The sequence below is a fragment of the Halomonas sp. M4R1S46 genome (genome assembly GCF_025725685.1).
Classification (GTDB): domain Bacteria; phylum Pseudomonadota; class Gammaproteobacteria; order Pseudomonadales; family Halomonadaceae; genus Halomonas.
On the sequence record NZ_CP107008.1, the window covers coordinates 3,786,389 to 3,804,886 of the forward strand.

Here is an 18,498-nt window from a genome sequence, read left to right on the forward strand (position 1 = left end):
GAAAAAAGGCCGGCCCGAGGGCCGGCAAACGACGTGGAAAGCGTTTTCCAATGGCACGTCGATGAACCCCGAAGGCGCCGCTGGTGGCGCCCCGACGGGCGTGGGAGCAGCCTAGGGCTGGAAGTCCTCGGCGCGATGGACGATGTCGCCGCCGACCATGGTCATCAGCACTTGGGTCTCGGAGATGTCCTCGGCCGGGATCTCGAACAGGTTCCGGTCGAGGATCAGCAGGTCGGCCAGCTTGCCGACTTCCAGCGAGCCGGTGACCTCGTCCTGGTGCATGGCGTAGGCGGCGTTCAGGGTGATGCCGCGGATCGCCGCGTCCAGCGACAGGGCCTGCTCCTCGGCGTTGAGGTCGCCGGCGTAGGCCGGGAACTCCGGCCCCCAGTCCGCCTCGCGCAGCACCGCCGCCTCGAGGGCGAACCAGTGATCGAGCGGATCCACCGGGTAGTCGCTGCCGTAGGCGATCTTCGCGCCCGCCGCGGCGAGCTCGCCCTCCGGCTCGTAGCCGGCCCAGCGCTCGGCGCCGAGGTAGGGCTTCACCGCATCGGTGGAGTCCGGCGCCGGCTTGGCCCATTGGTAGGACATCACCGGCACCACGCCGAGGCCCGCGAAGCGCTCGTGATCGGCGGCGTCGACCAGCTCGGCGTGGGACATCAGCGGCCGCGAGTCGCCGGGGCGGTCGTAACCGCTGGCCTCCGGCGCGGTGGCGTCGGCCTGCCGCAGCATGGCGAAGGCGTCCAGGGTGTTGCGTACCGCGCGGTCGCCGATGGCGTGGATCTGCGTCTGGTAGCCACGCTCGGCGAACCGCGAGGCCATCTCGCCCAGGGTCTCGGCGTCGATGTAGGCCTCGCCGCGGTTGTCCCCGGGCCGCCAGTCCAGTGCGTCCTCGCTGCCGGCGTTGACGCGATAGGGCTCGAGCAGCGCCGCGGTCTGGGTGGGCGCCTGCAGGATGCCGTCGGCCATCACCTCGCCGACGCCGGCCACTGCGACCCCGGGCTCGGCCACCAGGCGGGGGCCTTGTTGCTCGCCGGGCCGCCAGGCGCGCACCTGCAGCGGCAGCCGCTCGGGGTTCTCGACGGCCTCGCGGATGGCGTCGAGCTCGTCGATGAAGGCCGCCAGCTCGTCGCCGGTCCTGGCCCCGGAGTCGATCAGGAAGTGGGACCGAGCGGTCAGACCGTGGGCCTCGCGCAGCTCGGCGAAGGTCTCGACCGTGTCCCGCGATTCGCTCTGGGCCTGGAAGCTGGTGATGCCCTCCTCGGCGAGCACCGCCAGGCCGCGACGAGCCGCGTCGACGGGATCCAGCGGCGGCCGCTCGGGCATGGCCTCGTCCACCAGGAACTGGGCGTCGTCATAGAGCCAGCCGTTCGGCCGGCCCCGGTCGTCGTGCTTGATGACCCCGCCCTGCGGGTCCGGGGTGTCGGCGTCGATGCCGGCCAGCTCGAGGGCCCGGGAATTGGCCAGGGCCGCGTGGCCCCAGACGTCGTAGACGATGATCGGCCGCTCGGTGTCGATGGCGTCCAGCACTGCCTTGTCCACCTCGGTGCCGCGGGGCTTGAGGAACTGCACGTACCAGTGCTCGACCGTCAGCCAGTCGTCTCGCTGGGTGCCGAAATCGGGATCGGCGAGGCAGCCCTCGAGATGCGCGGTAAACTCGTCGACGCTCAGCGGCCGGTAGTCGAGGTCGCACTGGGCACGGCCGGCGGTGATGCCATGGATATGGGCGTCCTGCAGTCCCGGCATCACCATCCTGCCGTCGAGGTCGATCACCCGGGTGTCCGGGCCGACGTAGGCGTCCACGCCGGCCTCGTCGCCGACGTAGACGATCTCCCCGTCGCGCACCGCCAGCGCCTCGGCGCTGGGATTCTCGGCATCGACGGTGTAGAGGCTGCCGTCGCGCAGCACGGTATCGGCGGGCGTCGGTGCCCCGGCGGCGGCACCGACGCTCAGGGTGGTCAGCGCGCCGGCCAGCAGGACGCGATTCGGCGTCGAAGTCTTGATGGGCATTGTTGTTGTCCTTCCGTTGGTGATGCGGGATTCACGCCCCCGCCTAGGGACCAGACGACACTCAAGTGGCGAGCATCATCCACACGCTCTTCAGATCGGAGTACTCCTCCAGCGAGTGGTGGGACTTGTCGCGGCCATTGCCCGACTGCTTGACGCCGCCGAAGGGTACCGTCTGGTCCATGTCCGCCCAGTTGTTGACGAACACCTGGCCCGAGCGCAGCCGGCGGGTGACGCGCATGATGCGGTCGATGTCCTGGCTCCACAGCCCGGCCGCCAGGCCGTAGTCGCTGTCGTTGGCCAGCCGCACGGCCTCCTCCTCGCTGTCGAAGCCGAACACCGACAGCACCGGGCCGAAGATCTCCTCGCGGCCGATGGCCATGGCGTCGGTGACGCCGTCGAACACCGTCGGGCCGATGAACAGCCCCTTGCCATCGACCTGGGTGGCCTCGCCGCCGACCCGCAGGGTCGCGCCCTCCGCCACGCCGCGGCGGATATAGTCGAGCACCCGCTCGTGCTGGGCCTGGTCGACCATGGCGCCCATGAAACTCTCGGGGTCCAGCGGGTCGCCGGGCTGCATGCGCTCGGCGGCGGCCAGCACCTTCTCGACGAAGGCCTCGCGGATCGCATTCTCGACCAGCAGCCGCGAGCCGGCGATGCACACCTCGCCCTGATTGTGGAAGATCGCCCCCGCGGCGTGCTCGGCGACCTTGTCGAGATCCTTGCAGTCGGCGAAGACCAGGTTCGGGCTCTTGCCGCCGCACTCCAGGAACACCTTCTTGAGGTTCGACTGGCCGGCGTACTGCATCAGCTGCTTGCCGACCCCGGTGGAGCCGGTGAAGGCCAGGCAGTCGACGTCCATCGACAGCGCCAGGGCCTTGCCCACGGTGTGGCCGAAGCCCGGCAGCACCTGGAACACACCGCGCGGCAGGCCGGCCTCGCGGGCCAGGCCGGCCAGGCGCAGCGCGGAGAGCGGCGACTTCTCGGAGGGCTTGAGGATGACGCTGTTGCCGGCGGCCAGCGCCGGGGCGATCTTCCAGGCGGTCATCATCAGCGGGAAGTTCCACGGCACGATGGAGGCCACCACGCCGAGCGGCTCGCGCAGCACCAGGCCCAGGGCGTCATCGCCGGTGGGCGCGACCTCGCCGTAGAGCTTGTCGATGGACTCGGCGTGATGGCGCAGGCAGCCGATGGCGCCGGCCATGTCGCCCAGCGAGCTCGTCACCGGCTTGCCCATGTCCAGGGTGTCGAGCAGCGCCAGCTCGTGCTGGTGGGCCTCCATCAGCTCGGCGAGCTTGAGCAGCACGGCCTTGCGGCCGGCCGGGGAGCGCCGCGACCACTCGCCGCCGTCGAAGGCGCGCCGGGCGGCCGCCACCGCCGCCTCGGCGTCGGCGGCGTCGCAGCTCGCCACCTCGGCGAGCGTCTCGCCGGTGGCCGGATTGATGGTGGTCAGGGTCGCGCCGTCGGCGGCGTCGACGAAGGCGTCGTCGATATAGGCGCGGGTTTCGAGGCCTTGCTCGACCAGCGAGGCGGCCAGCGCCTGCCAGTCGTAGCGGGTCTGGGGAATGCGGCGATGTTCGGTCATGGGAGACTCCCGTGATCAGGCCGGACGGTCGGCGCGGGCGACCATGGCGTCGCACAGTACCTGGGCGCCCAGGCTGCAGTGCTCCGGCGTGGCGTACTCGGCCTCGTTGTGGCTGATGCCGTCGCGGCAAGGGATGAAGATCATCGAGGTGGGGGCAACGCGGGACACGTAAACGGCGTCGTGCCCGGCGCCGCTCATCATGCGCCGATAGGGCACCGCCTGGGCATGGGTCGCGGCCTCCACCGCGGCGATGCACTCAGGGGCGAACGCCACCACCGGCGAGGCCCAGATCCGCTGCTGGGAGACGGCCACGCCGAAGGTCTCGCCGGCGGCGGCCAGCTCGCGCTCGAACAGCGCCTGGAGGGCGTCCAGCTCGGTTTCCACCACATGGCGCAGGTCGACGGTGAGGCGCACCTCGCCGGGGATAACGTTGCGCGAGGCGGCCTCGATGTCCAGGCAGCCGCAGGTGACCTTGGTGTCGCCGCTGGCGTCGGCCAGGGCATGGGCCTGCAGGCGGTCGATCAGGCGCGCCGCCGCCGCCAGGGCATCGTGGCGCAACCGCATCGGGGTGGGGCCGGCATGGGCCGACTGGCCTTCGAGCGTGACATCGAACCAGCGCATGCCCTGCACGCCGGTGACCACGCCGATGGCTTCTCCCGCATCCTCGAGCACCGGCCCCTGCTCGATATGCAGCTCCAGGAAACTGTCGAGCCGCGGCTCGCCCACCGGCATGTCGCCGGCGAAGCCGCAGGCCGCCAGGGCCTCGCCGAGGGTCACGCCGTCGGCGTCGCGGCGGCTCAGGGTGTCCTCGACGGAAAATTCGCCGGCATAGGTACCCGAGGCGACCATCGCCGGGGCGAAGCGGCTGCCCTCCTCGTTGGTCCACACCACCAGCTCGAGGGGACGCTCGGTAACGATGCCCCGGTCGTGCAGGCTGCGGAACACCTCGAGCCCGGCCAGCACGCCGAGGATGCCGTCGAAGCGGCCACCCTTGGGCTGGGTGTCCAGATGGCTGCCGGTGGCCACCGGCGCCAGGTCGTCGCGCCTGCCGGCACGGCGGATGAACAGGTTGCCGACCCGGTCGACCCGCCAGGTGCAGCCGATCGCCTCACACCAGTCGAGCAGCAGGCGCCGGCCGGCGGCATCCTCGGGAGTCAGGGCCAGGCGGCAGCTGCCGCCGTTCGCGGTAGGGCCGATCTCGGCCATGGCCATCAGCGTGTCCCACAGCCGCTGGCCGTCGATGGAAGTCGTCATGGTGCGCCTCTTTGGTCGTTGTTCGGGCAGGGCCGTTGACGTTGTCGCGCGGGGCTGCTCCGTCGACAGGTCTACGAGGAGGCGCTGTAAACCCTTCCATGGGCGCTACCGACGCCATCCATGGCGTAGGACCTCCTCCGACCTGTCCCCGGCGCCCCTCGATACGTTCACCGCCGGTGGCCTCGGTCATTCGGGGCAATGCGTGCCGTGAGATCACCTTACGAGGGCGGCGCGAGCCCCCGATATACCCCAATCAGGATATGTCGCCCGCTCCCCGGGCCTGGCTAGGCTGGCCTCCACACGACAGGAGGTAACGCCATGACCACAACAACCATCCGCCCGACGACCGACCGCCCCGTCCTCGATACCGAGACCCTATGGCAGAAGGACAAGGATCACTTCATCCACCCCTTCACCGACTTCAGCGTCTTCCACGAGGACGGCTGCGACCTGATCACCGACAGCGAGGGCATCCACGTGGAGGATTCCCGTGGCAATCGCTTCATCGACGGCATCGCCGGGCTGTGGTGCGTCAACGTCGGGCACGGCCGGGCCGAGATCGGCCAGGCGATGGCCGACCAGGCCACCCGCATGGCCTACTTCTCGACCTTCAACAACCTGTCCAACGCCCCGGCCACGGAGCTCGCCGCCAAGCTCGCCGAGCTGGCGCCCGCGCACCTCAACCACGTCTTCTACAGCTGTGGCGGCTCGGCGGCCAACGACGCCACCATCCGCCTGGTGCACTACTACTTCAACCGCCTGGGCAAGCCGAACAAGAAACGCATACTCTCGCGCAACAACGCCTACCACGGCACCACCTACCTGGCCGCCACCCTGACCGGCATCGAGAGCAACAACTGGGACTTCGACACCCTCGACCACCTGGTGACCCACCTCAGCGAGGCCAACTGCTACCGTCGCCCCGAGGGCATGAGCGAGGCAGAGTACTGCGATCACCTGGTACGAGAGTTCGAGGACACCATCGCCGAGATCGGCGCCGACAACATCGCCGCCTTCATCGCCGAGCCGATCATGGGGGCCGGCGGGGTGCTGGTCGCACCCGAGGGGTATCATGCGCGCATGCAGGCGGTGTGCCGCGCCAACGACATCCTCTTCATCGCCGACGAGGTGGTCACCGGCTTCGGCCGCCTGGGGCACTTCTTCGCCTCCGAGGCAGTGTTCGACACCCAGCCGGACATCATCAACTGCGCCAAGGGACTGTCCTCGGGCTATGCGCCGCTGGGCGCAACCCTGATCTCCGACGAGATCTACGAGGTGCTGGGCACCCCGCAGCGCAAGGGCGGCGTGCTGAGCACCGGCTTCACCTACTCCGGCCATCCGGTGAGCTGTGCGGCGGCGCTCAAGAACATCGAGATCATCGAGTGCGAGGGGATCTGCGAGAACGTCCGCGAGGTGGGGCCCTACCTCGAGGAACAACTCCGGACCCTGTCGCACCACGCCACCGTGGGCGACGTGCGCGGCAGCCACTTCATGATGTGCCTGGAGAACGTGGCCGACAAGATTACCAAGGAGCTGCTGCCGGTGGAGGCGCGGGTCGGCGACCGGGTCGCGGCCGAGGCCCAGCAGCGCGGGCTGATCATCCGCCCGGTGGGCCATCTCAACATCGTCTCGCCGCCGCTGATCTGGACCCGCGGGACCGTCGACCGGGTGGTCGCTATCCTCGACGAGGCGCTCACGGCCACCACGGTCTCCCTGCGCAAGGACGGTTACCTGTAAACGGTTAACGGTAACCCGCCGGCAACCGCCGCATGTATCACTCGGCATTTCCCGGCGGGTCGAGCCACGGCGCAATGATCAACCACAACAATTCAACAACAAAGGTTAATGACCATGTCACACTCTCCTTCGGGCTCGAAGGCCCACCCCATAGGCTTCGGCAGCGCCACTAAGGGTGGCCTGATAGTTCTCGTTGTCGTGCTGATTGCCAGCCTCAGCAACGTCGCACTCGTCGACGGCGACGACTATGGCCTCTACAGCCTGCTGCCAACCGCAGTGGTGCTGGGCATGGCCATCCTCACCCGACGCACCATCGAATCGCTGCTGGCCGGCACCCTGGTCGGCCTGCTGATGGTCGACCCGACCTCCGTGGTCACCCAGGGCTCGGATATCCTGCTGGGCGTGCTGGGCAACGACACCGTCACCTGGATCATCCTGGTCTGCGGCCTGTTCGGCAGCCTGATCGCCCTGCTGGTGAAGACCGGCGGGGTGCTCAGCTTCGGCGACACCGTCACCCGGCGCATCCACACCAAGCACCAGAGCCTGCTGACCACCTGGTTCCTGGGACTGATCATCTTCGTCGACGACTACCTGAACGCCCTGACCATCAGCGCCTCGATGAAGAAGATCACCGACCGCTTCAACATCTCCCGGGAGAAGCTCGCCTACATCGTCGACTCCACCGCGGCACCGATCTGCATCCTGGTGCCCTTCTCCACCTGGGCGGTGTTCTTCGCCGGCCTGCTGGAGGAGAACGACGTGACCGGCAACGGCATGGGCCTGTACATCGAGGCCATTCCCTACATGTTCTATGCCTGGGTGGCCGCGGCCATCGTGCCGCTGGTGGCGCTCGGCTGGATCCCCGACATCGGCCCCATGAAGGCCGCCGAGGCGCGGGCCGCCGGCGGCCAGCTGATGCCCGAGGGGGTCGACGACGCCGCCCTGGAGGTGGACGAGAACCAGCCGCGCCCTCACCTGCTGAACTTCCTGTTGCCCATCGCCACCCTGATCTTCTTCACCTGGTACTTCGAGATCGACATCCTGCGCGGCGTGATCGTCGCCCTGGCGGTGACCCTGGTGCTGATCGGCGCCCAGCGGCTGCTGAGCTTTCATGACACCTTCGACACGGCGCTTGAGGGCTTCAAGGCCATGATCATGCCGCTCGGCACCCTGGTCGCCGGCTTCACCCTCAAGGAAGTCAACGACGTGCTGGGGCTGACCGACTTCGTGATCAGCACGGTGCAGCCACTGATGACCTCAGGCATGCTGCCGGCGGTGGTCTTCGTGACCATGGCCTTCCTGGCCTTCGCCACCGGCTCCTTCTGGGGGCTGTTCGCCGTGGCCATGCCCATCGTGCTGCCACTCGCGGCCAGCGTCGATGCCAGCATGCCGCTGGTGGTGGGCGCGCTGATCTCCGCCAGCGCCTTCGGCAGCCACGCCTGCTTCTACGGCGACTCCACCGTGCTGTCCGCCCAGGGCAGCGGCTGCACCCCCATGTCCCATGCCCTGACCCAGCTGCCCTACGTGCTGATTGCCGCGACCATCGCCACCGGTGTATTCCTGATGGTCGGCCACCTGTGAGAGATGCCATGACGACACACGATCACCCCGGCGCCCCGGCGGGCGCCGCCCACGGGACCCCGTCCGAACTGGGCTTTTCCATGCCGGCCGAGTTCGCCCCCCACGACGCCTGCTGGATGCTGTGGCCGCAGCGTCCCGACACCTGGCGCTACGGCGCCAAGCCCGCCCAGCAGGCCTTCATCGAGGTGGCGACCGCCATCGCCGAGAGCGAGACGGTATTCGTCGGCGTCAACGACGACCAGTACGAGAACGCCCGCATCCAGCTGCCCGACCATATCCGGGTGGTGGAGCTGTCGAGCAACGACGCCTGGATGCGCGACGTGGGGCCCACCTTCCTGACCCACCCGGACGGGCGCCTGGCCATGGTGGACTGGGAGTTCAACGCCTGGGGCGGCCTCGACGGCGGCCTCTACTTCCCCTGGGACAAGGACCGGCGCATCCGCACCAAGATCGCCGAGATGCTCGGCGCCGAGCGCTTCACGGTGCCAGTGATGCTCGAGGGCGGCGCCATCCACGTGGACGGCGAGGGCACCCTGATCACCACCGAGGAATGCCTGCTCAACGCCAACCGCAACCCCGACCTGACCAGAGCCCAGATGGAGCGGGTGCTGCGCGACACCCTGGGGGTGGAGACCATCCTGTGGCTCCCGCGGGGCTGCTATCAGGACGAGACCGACGGCCACGTCGACAACCTGTGCTGCTTCGTCGCCCCCGGCGAGGTGGCCCTGACCTGGTGCGACGACCCGGACGACCCCCAGCACGCCATCTCCCGGGAGGCGCTCGCGGTGCTGGAGGCGGCGGTGGACGCCCGGGGCCGGACGCTCAAGGTGCACAAGCTGCCCCAGCCGGGGCCGTTGCATATCGCCGAGGACGAGGCCAGCGGCATCGACCGCCTGCGCCATTCGCACCCGCGGCGTCCCGGCGACCGCATGGCCGGCTCCTACGTCAACTTCTACATCGGCAACGAGGTGGTGGTGATGCCGCTGCTCGACCCGCAGCGGGACGACGAGGCCAGGGCCATCATCCAGGGCCTGTTCCCCACCCGGCGGGTAGTCGGCGTAGCGGCCCGGGAAATCCTCCTCGGCGGCGGCAACATCCACTGCATCACCCAGCAGCAGCCACGCAGCCCGGGTAGGGAGCCGATCGGCGGGGCGTAATCGAACAGCGTTTTGAAACTTGTTCCCGGGGCCGCTACTCTAATGCGCACACCCCTCAATGGATGAAGGCTATGAAGCGTATCGTGACAACGGGACTGGTCAGCATGATGCTCGCGCTGGGACTCGCCGGCTGCGGCACCACAACGAGTGAGCGCGCCCTGAGTGGCGCCGGCGTGGGCGCTGCCGTGGGCGCCGGGGCGGCCGCCGTGACCGGCGGCAGCGTCACCCGCGGCGCGGTGATCGGCGGTGGCGTCGGCGCCGCCACCGGGGCCGCCACGGATTCGGACGACATCGACCTCAATCGCTACCGGTAAGTCCCGGCCTGGGCACCGGCCTCCCGCCGGTGCCCTCCTCCCCTAGAGCACCAGGCTGATCAGCAGGGCCGCCCCCCCGACTACCAGGGCGGTCACCACCGCCAGGGTCACCAGCCGATCCAGCCAGCGGTCGAAGACGCTCCAGTCGAATCGTCGCTTCCGGCGACGACGCGTGGCCCCCCGCCGCGGGACCCGCTGGCCGGAACGTATCAAGGTCATGGTCGGGTTCCCGTTTGGTATCCAAGTATCCTGAGCTTAGGGGCTGGCGACGCGCCCGGCTAGCGTTTGCTGCCGCCTGCCACCCGTTGTTTCCGGGCGGCCTCGCCCCCAGATAGGTAGTAAGCACGCTAATCTATGGAGCCTCGCATGCCCCGTCTCAAGGAGATTCCACTATCGGTGCTGGACCTCGCGCCGATTCGCCAGGGCGGCAGCGCCGCCGACAGCTTCCGCGACAGCGTCGCCCTGGCCAGGCTCGCCGAACGGCGTGGCTTCACGCGCTTCTGGCTGGCCGAACACCACGGCATCGAGGGCATCGCCAGCGCCGCCACGGCGGTGCTGATCGGCCACGTCGCGGGGCAGACCTCGCGCATCCGGGTCGGCAGCGGCGGCATCATGCTGCCCAATCACCCGCCGCTGGTGGTGGCCGAGCAGTTCGGCACCCTGGAGACTCTCTACCCTGACCGCATCGATCTCGGCCTGGGCCGCGCCCCGGGCTCGGACGGGGCCACCATGGCGGCCCTGCGCCGGGACCCGCGGGCCGGCGTGGACGACTTCCCGGCGCGCCTCGAGGAACTGCGCGGCTTCCTCGACGAGGCCCGGCCCGGCCAGCGGGTCCGCGCCGTGCCCGGCCAGGGCACCCGGGTGCCGCTGTGGCTGCTCGGCTCCAGCGACTACAGCGCACGCCTGGCGGCCCATGAGGGGCTGCCCTTCGCCTTCGCCGCCCAGTTCGCCCCGGCCCAGCTCCACGAGGCGCTGCGGCTCTATCGCGACAACTTTCGCCCCTCGGCGGTGCTCGAGGCGCCCCATGCCATGGTCGGCCTGCCGGTGATCGCCGCCGACAGCGATACCCAGGCCGAGTACCTGGCCTCCACGGCGCGCCAGAAGTTCCTCGGCATGGTCCGCGGCCGGCGTACCCAGGCCAAGCCGCCGGTGGAACACCTCGACTGGACGCCCCTCGAGCAGGCTCAGGTCGAGCAGTTCCTGGGGGCGGCAGTGATCGGCGGGCCGGACACGGTGCGCGAGGGCCTGGAGGCCTTCCTCGCGGCGACCGGGGCGGACGAGCTGATGCTGCATACCGATGTCTTCGCCCTGGAGGATCGCCTGCGCAGCTACGAGATCGTCGCCGACCTCTGGCAGGCAGGGGCCTGACGGCGGGTCGGCGCCCGGCGAGGGGCAGGAACGTTTCCCCACCGGCGCTTTCCAACGGGCAGCCATTCACGGCGAGTCGTCGCTCGCCCACCCAGGAGATTCCCATGCCCGACCCCAAGGATCCGCGCCACAACGCCGCCTGGCGGGCGGCGCAGCAGTGGCAGGAACGCGCCCGCCAGGCCCACCCCGGCGGCAACGCCGGTGGCCTGCGGCTGTTCTTCACCTGGCTGGTCTTCGGCGCCCTGATGATCGTCGGCGTGGTGCTGGGCCTGTTCTTCCTGCTGGTCGGCTGGGCCATGCTGCCCATCCTGCGCTACCGCATGAAGAAGCGCATGGAACGCATGCGCGCCGACCAGGCCGAGGATGTGGGGGGCAGCTTCCATTATCGGGAAACCCGCTATCGCGAGACCCGCAGCGGCGAGGGACGTCGCCACGAGCAACAGGTCCTGGAAGGGGACTACGAGGTCAAGGACGCCGACCGCGACGACGAGTGGCGCTAAGCGTCACTGCCGGTTCTCGACCCTGTCGGCCTGCTCCTCGCGGCAGGCCGGTTTCCCGCGCTCCCGCCGCCTCACCCCAGCGCGCGCACTTCGCCGTGCGGCTCGAAGCCTCCCCCCTGCCGAGCGCCTCCCCGGATCGGCCGCTCGCCTCCTATACTCGGGCTATGGGATCGGCTCCCACCGCAGCGCATGACAGCTTCATCGCCCCTGCGGACCATCATCGCGCCACTCAAGGGGGAGACACGCCATGAGCCACGATTTCTGCATCCACCCCGCCGTCGACGGCGGCGTCCGCCCCGGTCGCGACGACTTCACCGGCGGGACCCTGCACTGCCACTGCACGGAGCGGCCGGTGGAAGTGACCATCAATGCCCAGTGTGCGCACAACCACGTGTGCGGCTGCACCAAGTGCTGGAAACCGGAAGGCGCGCTGTTCTCCATGGTCGCCGTGGTGCCACGAGACGCCCTCAGCGTCACCGCCAACGAGGACAAGCTGGACATCGTCGATGCCTCCGCGGCGATCCAGCGGCACGCCTGCCGCGACTGCGGGGTGCACATGTTCGGGCGCATCGAGAATCCCGACCATCCCTTCCACGGCCTGGATTTCATCCATCCCGAGCTGTCCGACGAGACGGGGTGGGCGGCCCCGGAGTTCGCCGCCTTCACCTCCTCGATCATCGAGTCGGGCACCGATCCGCAGCGCATGGGGGCGGTGCGGGCACGGCTCGAGGCGCTGGGGCTGACGCCCTATGACTGTCTCTCCCCGCCACTGATGGATGCCATCGCGACCCACACCGCCAAGGCCAGGGGCGTCCTCTGAGGCCGCCCCTGGCCTTGGCAGGGGGCGGAACGGCCGCCGCCGGATGACACCTCAGCCGCAGCCCGGCGGCGCGGCGTCCTGGCCCAGGCGTCGGGCCTTCTCCAGATGGCCCTGGAGCGCCTCGATGCGAGACTCGTGGGCGGGATGGGTGGAGAGGAACTCCGGCGGCTGGCCGCCGCCCGCCTCCCCCATGTTGCGCCACAGCGTCACGCTCTCCCGCGGGTCGAAACCGGCCTCGGCCATGATCTCGAGGCCCATCAGGTCGGCCTCCTCCTCGTGGGTGCGGCTGAACGGCAGGGCGATGCCCAGTCGGGCACCGATCCCCAGGGCCTGGAGCAGGGACTCCTGCCCCACCTCCCCCTCGCTGACCAGCCCGACCACCAGCAGCACCGCCTTGATGCCGAGTTGCTGGGTGAGCCGCTCGTTGCCGTGGTCGGCCAGCACGTGGGCGACCTCATGGCCGACCACCGCCGCCAGCTGGGCCGGGGTCTGCGCCACCCGCAGCAGGCCGGCATTGACGCCGATCTTGCCGCCGGGCAGCGCGAAGGCGTTGGGGGACGGGTCGTCGAACACCACCACCTCCCAGGCCTCGGGCATCGCCGCTCCGGGATAGTGGCGCCGCGCGGCCGCCACCACCGCCCCGGCCACGCACTGCACGCGGCGGTCGAGGGAGGCGTCACCGGCGACGAGCTGGCGCTCGCGCAGCTGGCCGAAGGTGTCCGCGCCCAGCTTGGCCATCAGGGTATCGGGCACCAGCGCCAGTTGGGTGCGGCCGGTGGGGGTCTTCTCGCAGCCGGCCAGGGCCAGCAGGGCGAGCAGCAGCAAGGCCAGGCGCATCTTGCAAGCACTCCTCGAACGGGTCACGCCGCCAGCATACCCTGCGCAACACGTCGCGCAACTCACGCTCTCCGATCGATCATCCGGCCAGGTTCGCCTGCAGGCGCTCGGCGATGGGACCGGGGAGCTCCACGGAGGGCACGTGGCCGATTCCCTCCAGGATCTCCAGCGGCGCCCCGTCCAGCTCGGCGGCCAAGGCCTCCAGGGTGGCCGTCGGTGTTGCGAGGTCTTCCGTGCCGCCCAGCAACCGGACACGCACACCCCGTCCCGCGAGTCGACCGGTAAAGTCGGTCCGGCCAAGCATCTCGCAGAGCCGGGCATAGCTCTCGGCGTCGGTCCTGGCCATCTGGATGCACCAGCCGCTTTCCAGCGCCGGGTCGCGCTTGAGTCGCTCGGCGGCGAACCAGCGCGGCACGATCTCGCCGGCCATCGCCGCCAGCCCCTCGTCACGCACGCGCGCGGCCCGAGTAGTCCACAGCTCGGCATTGCCGATCACCGCACCGGTGTTGGTCAGGGTGGCGGTGAGCAGCCGCTCGGCGTGCTCGGCGAGCAGCTGCTGGCCCACCACCCCGCCGATGGAGGTGCCGACGAAATGGAAACGCGCCGCCCCGGCCGCATCGACCAGCGCCAGCGCCTCGGCGGCCAGGGCGGCGGGGGTGATCTCGCCGCCGTCGGCCGGCCAGGCCTGGCTGGCGCCGTGCCCGGGCAGGTCCCAGGTCAGCACCCGGTAGCGTGGCAGCAGCGCCGGCAGCAGGTCGTCCCAGACCGCCTGGGTCATGCCCAGGGGGTGCGCCAGCACCACCAGCGGGTTGGCCTCGGCACCCAGCAGGCGGTAGGCCACGCTGCGTCCATCGATGTTCAGAAATGCCATGGAGTCTCTCCTGATGCCTAACGTCAAAACTAAAGCAATACATGCAGCACCTTGGAAATGCCCTCGTCTCGCTCCCCAGTGCCGGTCAGCGGGGTGAAGGCGTGCCGCTCGAACATGAGATACGACCTCATCGCCCCCTGGATGCCGGGACCGTGATGGCCGACAGGGCGCTGGCCCGGTTATCCTGCGTCAGCACGATGACCGGCGCCGCTCGCCTTGAAACGGCAGGAGCGGGCGCTGGGGCGAGTCGTCAGCCCGCCTTGAGCCCGAGGATCTCGCGCGCCTGCTGCCAGGTGGCCACCGGGCGCTCGTATTGCTCGCACAGCTTCGCCACCCGCTCGACCAGCGCGGCATTGGAGGGGGCGAGGGTCTCCTTGTCCCAGCGAACGTTGTCCTCGAGCCCCGTGCGGGTGTGGCCGCCCGCGGCGATGGACCACTCGTTGAGGACCAGCTGGTTGGCGCCGATGCCGGCCCCGCACCACTGGGAGCCCGGCGCCAGGCGCTCGAGGGTCTCGACATAGAAATCGAAGGTCGGCTTGTCCACCGGCATGGCGTTCCTGACCCCCATCACGAACTGGACGTAGAGCGGCGCCTTGAGCTTGCCCTGCTTGGCGAGAGTCGCCGCCTGGTGGATATGCGACAGGTCGAAGGCCTCGATCTCGGGCTTGATGTCGTACGTCAGCATCCCGTCGGCCAGCCACTCCACCAGCTGTGGCGAGTTCTCGTAGACCCGGGTGGGGAAGTTGTTGGAGCCCACCGCGAGGCTGGCCATGTCGGGCTTCAGCGGCAGCATGGCGCCACGCTCTTCACCCGCCCCCGAGCGCCCGCCGGTGGAGAGCTGGATGATCATCCCCGGGCAGTGCGTCTTGAGGCCTTCCATCAGCCTGGCGAACTTCTCGGGGTCCGAACTCGGCGACTGGTCGTCATTGCGGACATGGCAATGGACGATGCTCGCCCCGGCCTCGAAGGCCGCCTGGGTGCTCTCGACCTGCTCGTCGAGGGTCACGGGAACGGCAGGGTTGTTTTCCTTGCGCGGCAGGCTGCCGGTGATGGCCACACAGATGATACAGGGCTGCGACATGGGAACCTCGCGTGACGCCTTGGCCATGTCCGAAAAGTGCCTGCGTTCGGCTATACGACGTTAACAATCGGCTCAAGGTGCTCATTTACTACCTGTAAACTCCGCCTTTTTACCAATTTTTGCCTTGTCTAGCCTTCGCTCGTCGACTTTTCAGACAAAGCCCAAGGGCTCGTTCAGGGGGAATGGATGGGTTTCAAGGGCTCTGATCTGGCGGTGCCGCGGGCGCTTACGCCCGCTCGATCAGCGTGGCGATGCCCTGCCCCACCCCGACGCACATGGTGCAAAGCGCGTAGCGCTTGCCGGTCTTCTGCAGCTCAACGGCCGCGGTCATCAGCAGGCGGGCGCCGGACATGCCCAGCGGGTGGCCCAGGGCGATGCCGCCGCCGTTAGGGTTGACCCGCGGGTCGTGATCGTCGATGCCCAGCTCGCGCATGCAGGCGAGGGCCTGGGAGGCGAAGGCCTCGTTGAGCTCGATGATGTCGATCTCGTCGAGCGACACACCCAGGCGGTCGAGCAGCTTGCGCACCGCCGGCACCGGGCCGATGCCCATGGTGGCCGGCTCCACCCCGGCGGTGGCCATGCCCAGGATGCGTGCCATGGGCGTGAGGCCGTGCTGCTTCACCGCGGCCTCGCTGGCCACCAGCATCGCCGCGGCGCCGTCGTTGACCCCGGAGGCATTGCCGGCGGTGACGCTGCCGCCGTCACGGAACGGTGTCGGCAACTTGGCCAGCTTCTCCAGGGTGGTGCCCGGGCGCAGGTGCTCGTCCTGGTCGAAGATCAGCGGCTCCTGCTTGCGCCGCGGGATCTCGATGGCGGTGATCTCCTCTTCGAGCCGCCCTTCCTGCTGGGCGCGCTCGGCCTTCTGCTGGGATTTCAGGGCGAAGGCGTCCTGATCCTCGCGGGAGATGCGGTACTGCTCGGCGACGTTCTCGGCGGTCTCCGGCATGGCGTCGACGCCGTACTGCTGCTTCATCAGCGGGTTGATGAAGCGCCAGCCGATGGTGGTGTCCTCGATCGTCTGGGTGCGCGAGAAGGCGGTCTCGGCCTTGCCCATCACGAACGGCGCCCGCGACATGGACTCCACGCCGCCGGCCAGCGCCAGCTCGAACTCACCGGCCTTGATGGCGCGGAAGGCGGTGCCCACCGCGTCCATGCCCGAGCCACACAGGCGGTTCATGGTGGTACCGGGCACCGAGGTCGGCAGACCCGCCAGCAGCGACGACATGCGTGCCACGTTGCGGTTGTCCTCGCCGGCCTGGTTGGCACAGCCCATGATCACCTCGTCGATGGCGGCCGGGTCGAGATCCGGCGCCTCGGCGAGCACCGCCTGGAAGAGGGTGGCGGCGAAGTCGTCGGGACGCACCGCGGCCAGGGTGCCGCCGAAGCGGCCCACGGCGGTACGCCGCGGATGACACAGGTAGACGTTACTCATTGAAAAATCTCCTGAAATTCGCACTTAAAACGCGACGAGCGATGGCCAGACAAGGCGAGAGTCAGCGAAAACGCGGAGTTTACATGTGTGGTAAATGAGCATTTTGAGCTGACTCTCAACGCCGTATGGCCGAGCGCAGGCCGTTTTAAGGTGAATTTACTCGCCGGCATGTTTTCGGTTGGTCCTCTCCTTCAGCTCGCGCAGGATCTCCAGTTCGCGGGCCGAGGGTTCCGGGGTGCTCTCGAGCGCCTCGGCGAAGCGGATCTCCCAACCGGTGGCCTCCATCACGTCCTCGCGGGACACGCCGGGGTGCAGCGAGACGACCACCAGCTCCTTGGTCTCGGGGTCGGGCTTCATCACGCACAGGTCGGTGATCACCCGGGTCGGGCCCTTGCCGATGTTGGGCACGCCGTCGCGGCCCTGGCCGTCGCGGCCGAAGCCCAGGGTGGTGACGAAGTCGACGTCCTTCACGAAGGCCCGCGGCGAATGCTTGAGGGTGATGAACACCTCACCCGCGTTGGTGGCGATCTCCGGCGCCCCGCCGCCGCCCGGCAGGCGCACCTTGGGATCGTGGTAGTCGCCGATCAGGGTGGTGTTGAGGTTGCAGTAGCGGTCGATCTGGGCGGTACCCAGGAAGCCCACGTCGATCTTCCCGCCCTGCAGCCAGTAGCGGAACATCTCGGGCACCGAGACGGTGGTCAGCGCCGACTCGCACAGCTCGCCGTCGCCGATGGACAGCGGCAGCACGTTCGGCCTGGTCTGCAGGGTGCCGGACTCGTAGATCAGCACCACGTCCGGGGCATGGGTCAGGCGCGCCAGGTTGGCGGCCTCGCTGGGCAGGCCGATGCCCACGAAGCAGGTCATGCCGTTCTCGAGCGCCCGGGCGGCGGTGACGGTCATCATCTCCGAGGAGGTGTATTCGGTGCTCATCAGGACTGTCCCCCTGCGGTGTAGACGTTGTCGTCGAGCCAGGCGGTGAAGGCGTCACGGTCGCGGGCGATGGCGTCCCACTCCTTGTAGAAGCGGTTGTCGCGGTCGTAGTAGCCGTGGGCGTAGGAGGGGTAGGCCCCCTTCTCGGCCACGGCGATGGCGCTGATCGCCCAGCCGGGGATCACGCAGGCGTTGGGCTCGACGTCGAGGTCGTCGACGATCTCCTCGACGGTGACGATGCTCTGCCTGGCGGCCAGCACGGCCTCCTTCTGCACCCCGACGATGCCCTCCACCAGCACGTTACCCTTGCGGTCGGCCTTCTGGGCGTGCACCACCGAGACGTCGGGCCGGATCGAGGGCACCGCGGCCAGGCGCTCGCCGGTGAAGGGGCACTCGATGAACTTGATCTGGTCGTTGACCTTGGGCAGGTCGCTGCCGACGTAGCCGCGCAGCACGGCCAGCGGCAGCCCGGCGGCGCCGGCCTCGAAGGCGCAGGCCATGGCGGCGTGGCTGTGCTCGAGGATCTCGACCTTGTGCGGGTAGCCCTTCTCCACCGCATCGCGCAGGCGGTGCAGCGAGCCCACCCCGGGATTGCCGCCCCAGGAGAAGATCAGCTCCCTGGCGCAGCCGGCGCCGATCAGCTGGTCATAGACCAGGTCCGGGGTCATGCGGATCAGGGTCAGGTCACGCTTGCCCTGACGGATGACCTCGTGGCCCGCCGCGAAGGGGATCAGGTGGGTAAAGCCTTCCATGCATACGGTGGCGCCGTCTTCGACGTAGCGGGCCACCGCGTCAGGCAAGCTGAGGAACTCGGCCATATGGTGCACCTCTGTTGGGGAGAGCTCGGCGGCCGATGCCTGCCAGGCGACGGCCACCTTGTTCGTTTAGCGAACATCAATTCTATATGCGAACAAATTAGCGTCACCGTCGGTGATCGTCAAACCCCACGCCGCCCCTGACCCTGGTCCACGGGAGCGAAACGTCCGCTAACCCCCCGCCGGGACGGTATTTCCTCGTCCCGAGCCAG

The 18,498-nt window shown here is 69.1% G+C and carries 17 protein-coding genes; 7 read left to right on the forward strand and 10 right to left on the reverse strand.

Translation table 11 applies throughout. The features are described from left to right. Positions 1 to 111: 111 nt before the first annotated feature. The 3 genes from OCT48_RS17520 to OCT48_RS17530 all read right to left on the reverse strand — a co-directional run bounded on the left by OCT48_RS17520 (position 112) and on the right by OCT48_RS17530 (position 4,843). Positions 112 to 2,007, reverse strand: a complete 1,896-nt coding sequence (locus tag OCT48_RS17520) for an amidohydrolase (RefSeq protein ID WP_263590417.1) — start codon at positions 2,005 to 2,007, stop codon at positions 112 to 114. A 61-nt stretch (positions 2,008 to 2,068) separates the two neighbouring features. After that, positions 2,069 to 3,589 (reverse strand): aldehyde dehydrogenase, encoded by a 1,521-nt coding sequence (locus OCT48_RS17525; RefSeq protein ID WP_263590418.1) that lies wholly within the window; start codon positions 3,587 to 3,589, stop codon positions 2,069 to 2,071. A gap of 15 nt (positions 3,590 to 3,604) precedes the next feature. Next, positions 3,605 to 4,843, reverse strand: a complete 1,239-nt coding sequence (locus OCT48_RS17530) for a M20 family metallo-hydrolase (protein ID WP_263590419.1) — start codon at positions 4,841 to 4,843, stop codon at positions 3,605 to 3,607. A 318-nt stretch (positions 4,844 to 5,161) separates the two neighbouring features. On the opposite strand from OCT48_RS17530, the gene OCT48_RS17535 reads away from it, so the two are divergent. From OCT48_RS17535 to OCT48_RS17550, 4 genes are all read left to right on the forward strand, one after another. Next, entirely contained in the window at positions 5,162 to 6,580 is a 1,419-nt protein-coding gene (locus tag OCT48_RS17535; RefSeq protein ID WP_263590420.1) for an aminotransferase, read from the forward strand. Positions 6,581 to 6,778: 198 nt separating this feature from the next. Next, on the forward strand, positions 6,779 to 8,161 hold the full coding sequence (locus OCT48_RS17540; RefSeq protein ID WP_263590421.1) for a Na+/H+ antiporter NhaC family protein: 1,383 nt from the start codon (positions 6,779 to 6,781) through the stop codon (positions 8,159 to 8,161). Positions 8,162 to 8,169: 8 nt separating this feature from the next. Beyond that, positions 8,170 to 9,318 (forward strand): agmatine deiminase, encoded by a 1,149-nt coding sequence (gene aguA / locus OCT48_RS17545; protein WP_263590422.1) that lies wholly within the window; start codon positions 8,170 to 8,172, stop codon positions 9,316 to 9,318. Positions 9,319 to 9,389: 71 nt separating this feature from the next. Next, entirely contained in the window at positions 9,390 to 9,632 is a 243-nt protein-coding gene (locus OCT48_RS17550) for a hypothetical protein (RefSeq protein ID WP_263590423.1), read from the forward strand. A 42-nt stretch (positions 9,633 to 9,674) separates the two neighbouring features. Here the strand turns inward: OCT48_RS17550 and OCT48_RS17555 are convergent, their stop codons facing one another. After that, on the reverse strand, positions 9,675 to 9,851 hold the full coding sequence (locus OCT48_RS17555) for a hypothetical protein (RefSeq protein WP_183384298.1): 177 nt from the start codon (positions 9,849 to 9,851) through the stop codon (positions 9,675 to 9,677). A gap of 147 nt (positions 9,852 to 9,998) precedes the next feature. Between OCT48_RS17555 and OCT48_RS17560 the strand changes: the two genes are divergently transcribed. From OCT48_RS17560 to gfa, 3 genes are all read left to right on the forward strand, one after another. Then, positions 9,999 to 11,000 (forward strand): LLM class flavin-dependent oxidoreductase, encoded by a 1,002-nt coding sequence (locus OCT48_RS17560; RefSeq protein WP_263590424.1) that lies wholly within the window; start codon positions 9,999 to 10,001, stop codon positions 10,998 to 11,000. Positions 11,001 to 11,104: 104 nt separating this feature from the next. After that, entirely contained in the window at positions 11,105 to 11,500 is a 396-nt protein-coding gene (locus OCT48_RS17565; RefSeq protein WP_263590425.1) for a hypothetical protein, read from the forward strand. Between the two features lie 247 nt (positions 11,501 to 11,747). Next, a complete protein-coding gene (gene gfa, locus OCT48_RS17570) occupies positions 11,748 to 12,320 on the forward strand; it encodes an S-(hydroxymethyl)glutathione synthase (RefSeq protein ID WP_263590426.1) in 573 nt (190 codons plus the stop codon). Between the two features lie 51 nt (positions 12,321 to 12,371). Here gfa and OCT48_RS17575 read toward each other — a convergent pair whose 3' ends face one another. From OCT48_RS17575 to OCT48_RS17600, 6 genes are all read right to left on the reverse strand, one after another. Continuing rightward, positions 12,372 to 13,157, reverse strand: a complete 786-nt coding sequence (locus tag OCT48_RS17575) for a M48 family metallopeptidase (RefSeq protein WP_263590427.1) — start codon at positions 13,155 to 13,157, stop codon at positions 12,372 to 12,374. Between the two features lie 79 nt (positions 13,158 to 13,236). Continuing rightward, a complete protein-coding gene (locus tag OCT48_RS17580; RefSeq protein ID WP_263590428.1) occupies positions 13,237 to 14,028 on the reverse strand; it encodes an alpha/beta fold hydrolase in 792 nt (263 codons plus the stop codon). A gap of 250 nt (positions 14,029 to 14,278) precedes the next feature. Continuing rightward, positions 14,279 to 15,109, reverse strand: coding sequence for a 3-keto-5-aminohexanoate cleavage protein (locus OCT48_RS17585; RefSeq protein WP_263590429.1), 831 nt, complete (start codon positions 15,107 to 15,109; stop codon positions 14,279 to 14,281). Positions 15,110 to 15,335: 226 nt separating this feature from the next. Next, positions 15,336 to 16,541, reverse strand: coding sequence for a 3-oxoadipyl-CoA thiolase (gene pcaF, locus OCT48_RS17590; RefSeq protein WP_263590430.1), 1,206 nt, complete (start codon positions 16,539 to 16,541; stop codon positions 15,336 to 15,338). Between the two features lie 156 nt (positions 16,542 to 16,697). After that, a complete protein-coding gene (locus OCT48_RS17595; protein WP_263590431.1) occupies positions 16,698 to 17,471 on the reverse strand; it encodes a CoA-transferase subunit beta in 774 nt (257 codons plus the stop codon). After that, on the reverse strand, positions 17,471 to 18,289 hold the full coding sequence (locus OCT48_RS17600) for a CoA transferase subunit A (RefSeq protein ID WP_263590432.1): 819 nt from the start codon (positions 18,287 to 18,289) through the stop codon (positions 17,471 to 17,473). The genes OCT48_RS17595 and OCT48_RS17600 overlap by 1 nt, the downstream gene beginning before the upstream one ends. Positions 18,290 to 18,498: the final 209 nt, after the last annotated feature.

What these genes read in the sequence shown, in the direction of transcription:
- OCT48_RS17520 (WP_263590417.1), bottom strand. Translation starts at nt 2,007, where the DNA reads ATGCCCATCAAGACTTCGACGCCGAATCGCGTCCTGCTGGCCGGCGCG.
- OCT48_RS17525 (WP_263590418.1), bottom strand. Translation starts at nt 3,589, where the DNA reads ATGACCGAACATCGCCGCATTCCCCAGACCCGCTACGACTGGCAGGCG.
- OCT48_RS17530 (WP_263590419.1), bottom strand. Translation starts at nt 4,843, where the DNA reads ATGACGACTTCCATCGACGGCCAGCGGCTGTGGGACACGCTGATGGCC.
- OCT48_RS17535 (WP_263590420.1), top strand. Translation starts at nt 5,162, where the DNA reads ATGACCACAACAACCATCCGCCCGACGACCGACCGCCCCGTCCTCGAT.
- aguA (WP_263590422.1), top strand. Translation starts at nt 8,170, where the DNA reads ATGACGACACACGATCACCCCGGCGCCCCGGCGGGCGCCGCCCACGGG.
- OCT48_RS17550 (WP_263590423.1), top strand. Translation starts at nt 9,390, where the DNA reads ATGAAGCGTATCGTGACAACGGGACTGGTCAGCATGATGCTCGCGCTG.
- OCT48_RS17555 (WP_183384298.1), bottom strand. Translation starts at nt 9,851, where the DNA reads ATGACCTTGATACGTTCCGGCCAGCGGGTCCCGCGGCGGGGGGCCACG.
- OCT48_RS17560 (WP_263590424.1), top strand. Translation starts at nt 9,999, where the DNA reads ATGCCCCGTCTCAAGGAGATTCCACTATCGGTGCTGGACCTCGCGCCG.
- OCT48_RS17565 (WP_263590425.1), top strand. Translation starts at nt 11,105, where the DNA reads ATGCCCGACCCCAAGGATCCGCGCCACAACGCCGCCTGGCGGGCGGCG.
- gfa (WP_263590426.1), top strand. Translation starts at nt 11,748, where the DNA reads ATGAGCCACGATTTCTGCATCCACCCCGCCGTCGACGGCGGCGTCCGC.
- OCT48_RS17575 (WP_263590427.1), bottom strand. Translation starts at nt 13,157, where the DNA reads ATGCGCCTGGCCTTGCTGCTGCTCGCCCTGCTGGCCCTGGCCGGCTGC.
- OCT48_RS17580 (WP_263590428.1), bottom strand. Translation starts at nt 14,028, where the DNA reads ATGGCATTTCTGAACATCGATGGACGCAGCGTGGCCTACCGCCTGCTG.
- OCT48_RS17585 (WP_263590429.1), bottom strand. Translation starts at nt 15,109, where the DNA reads ATGTCGCAGCCCTGTATCATCTGTGTGGCCATCACCGGCAGCCTGCCG.
- pcaF (WP_263590430.1), bottom strand. Translation starts at nt 16,541, where the DNA reads ATGAGTAACGTCTACCTGTGTCATCCGCGGCGTACCGCCGTGGGCCGC.
- OCT48_RS17595 (WP_263590431.1), bottom strand. Translation starts at nt 17,471, where the DNA reads ATGAGCACCGAATACACCTCCTCGGAGATGATGACCGTCACCGCCGCC.
- OCT48_RS17600 (WP_263590432.1), bottom strand. Translation starts at nt 18,289, where the DNA reads ATGGCCGAGTTCCTCAGCTTGCCTGACGCGGTGGCCCGCTACGTCGAA.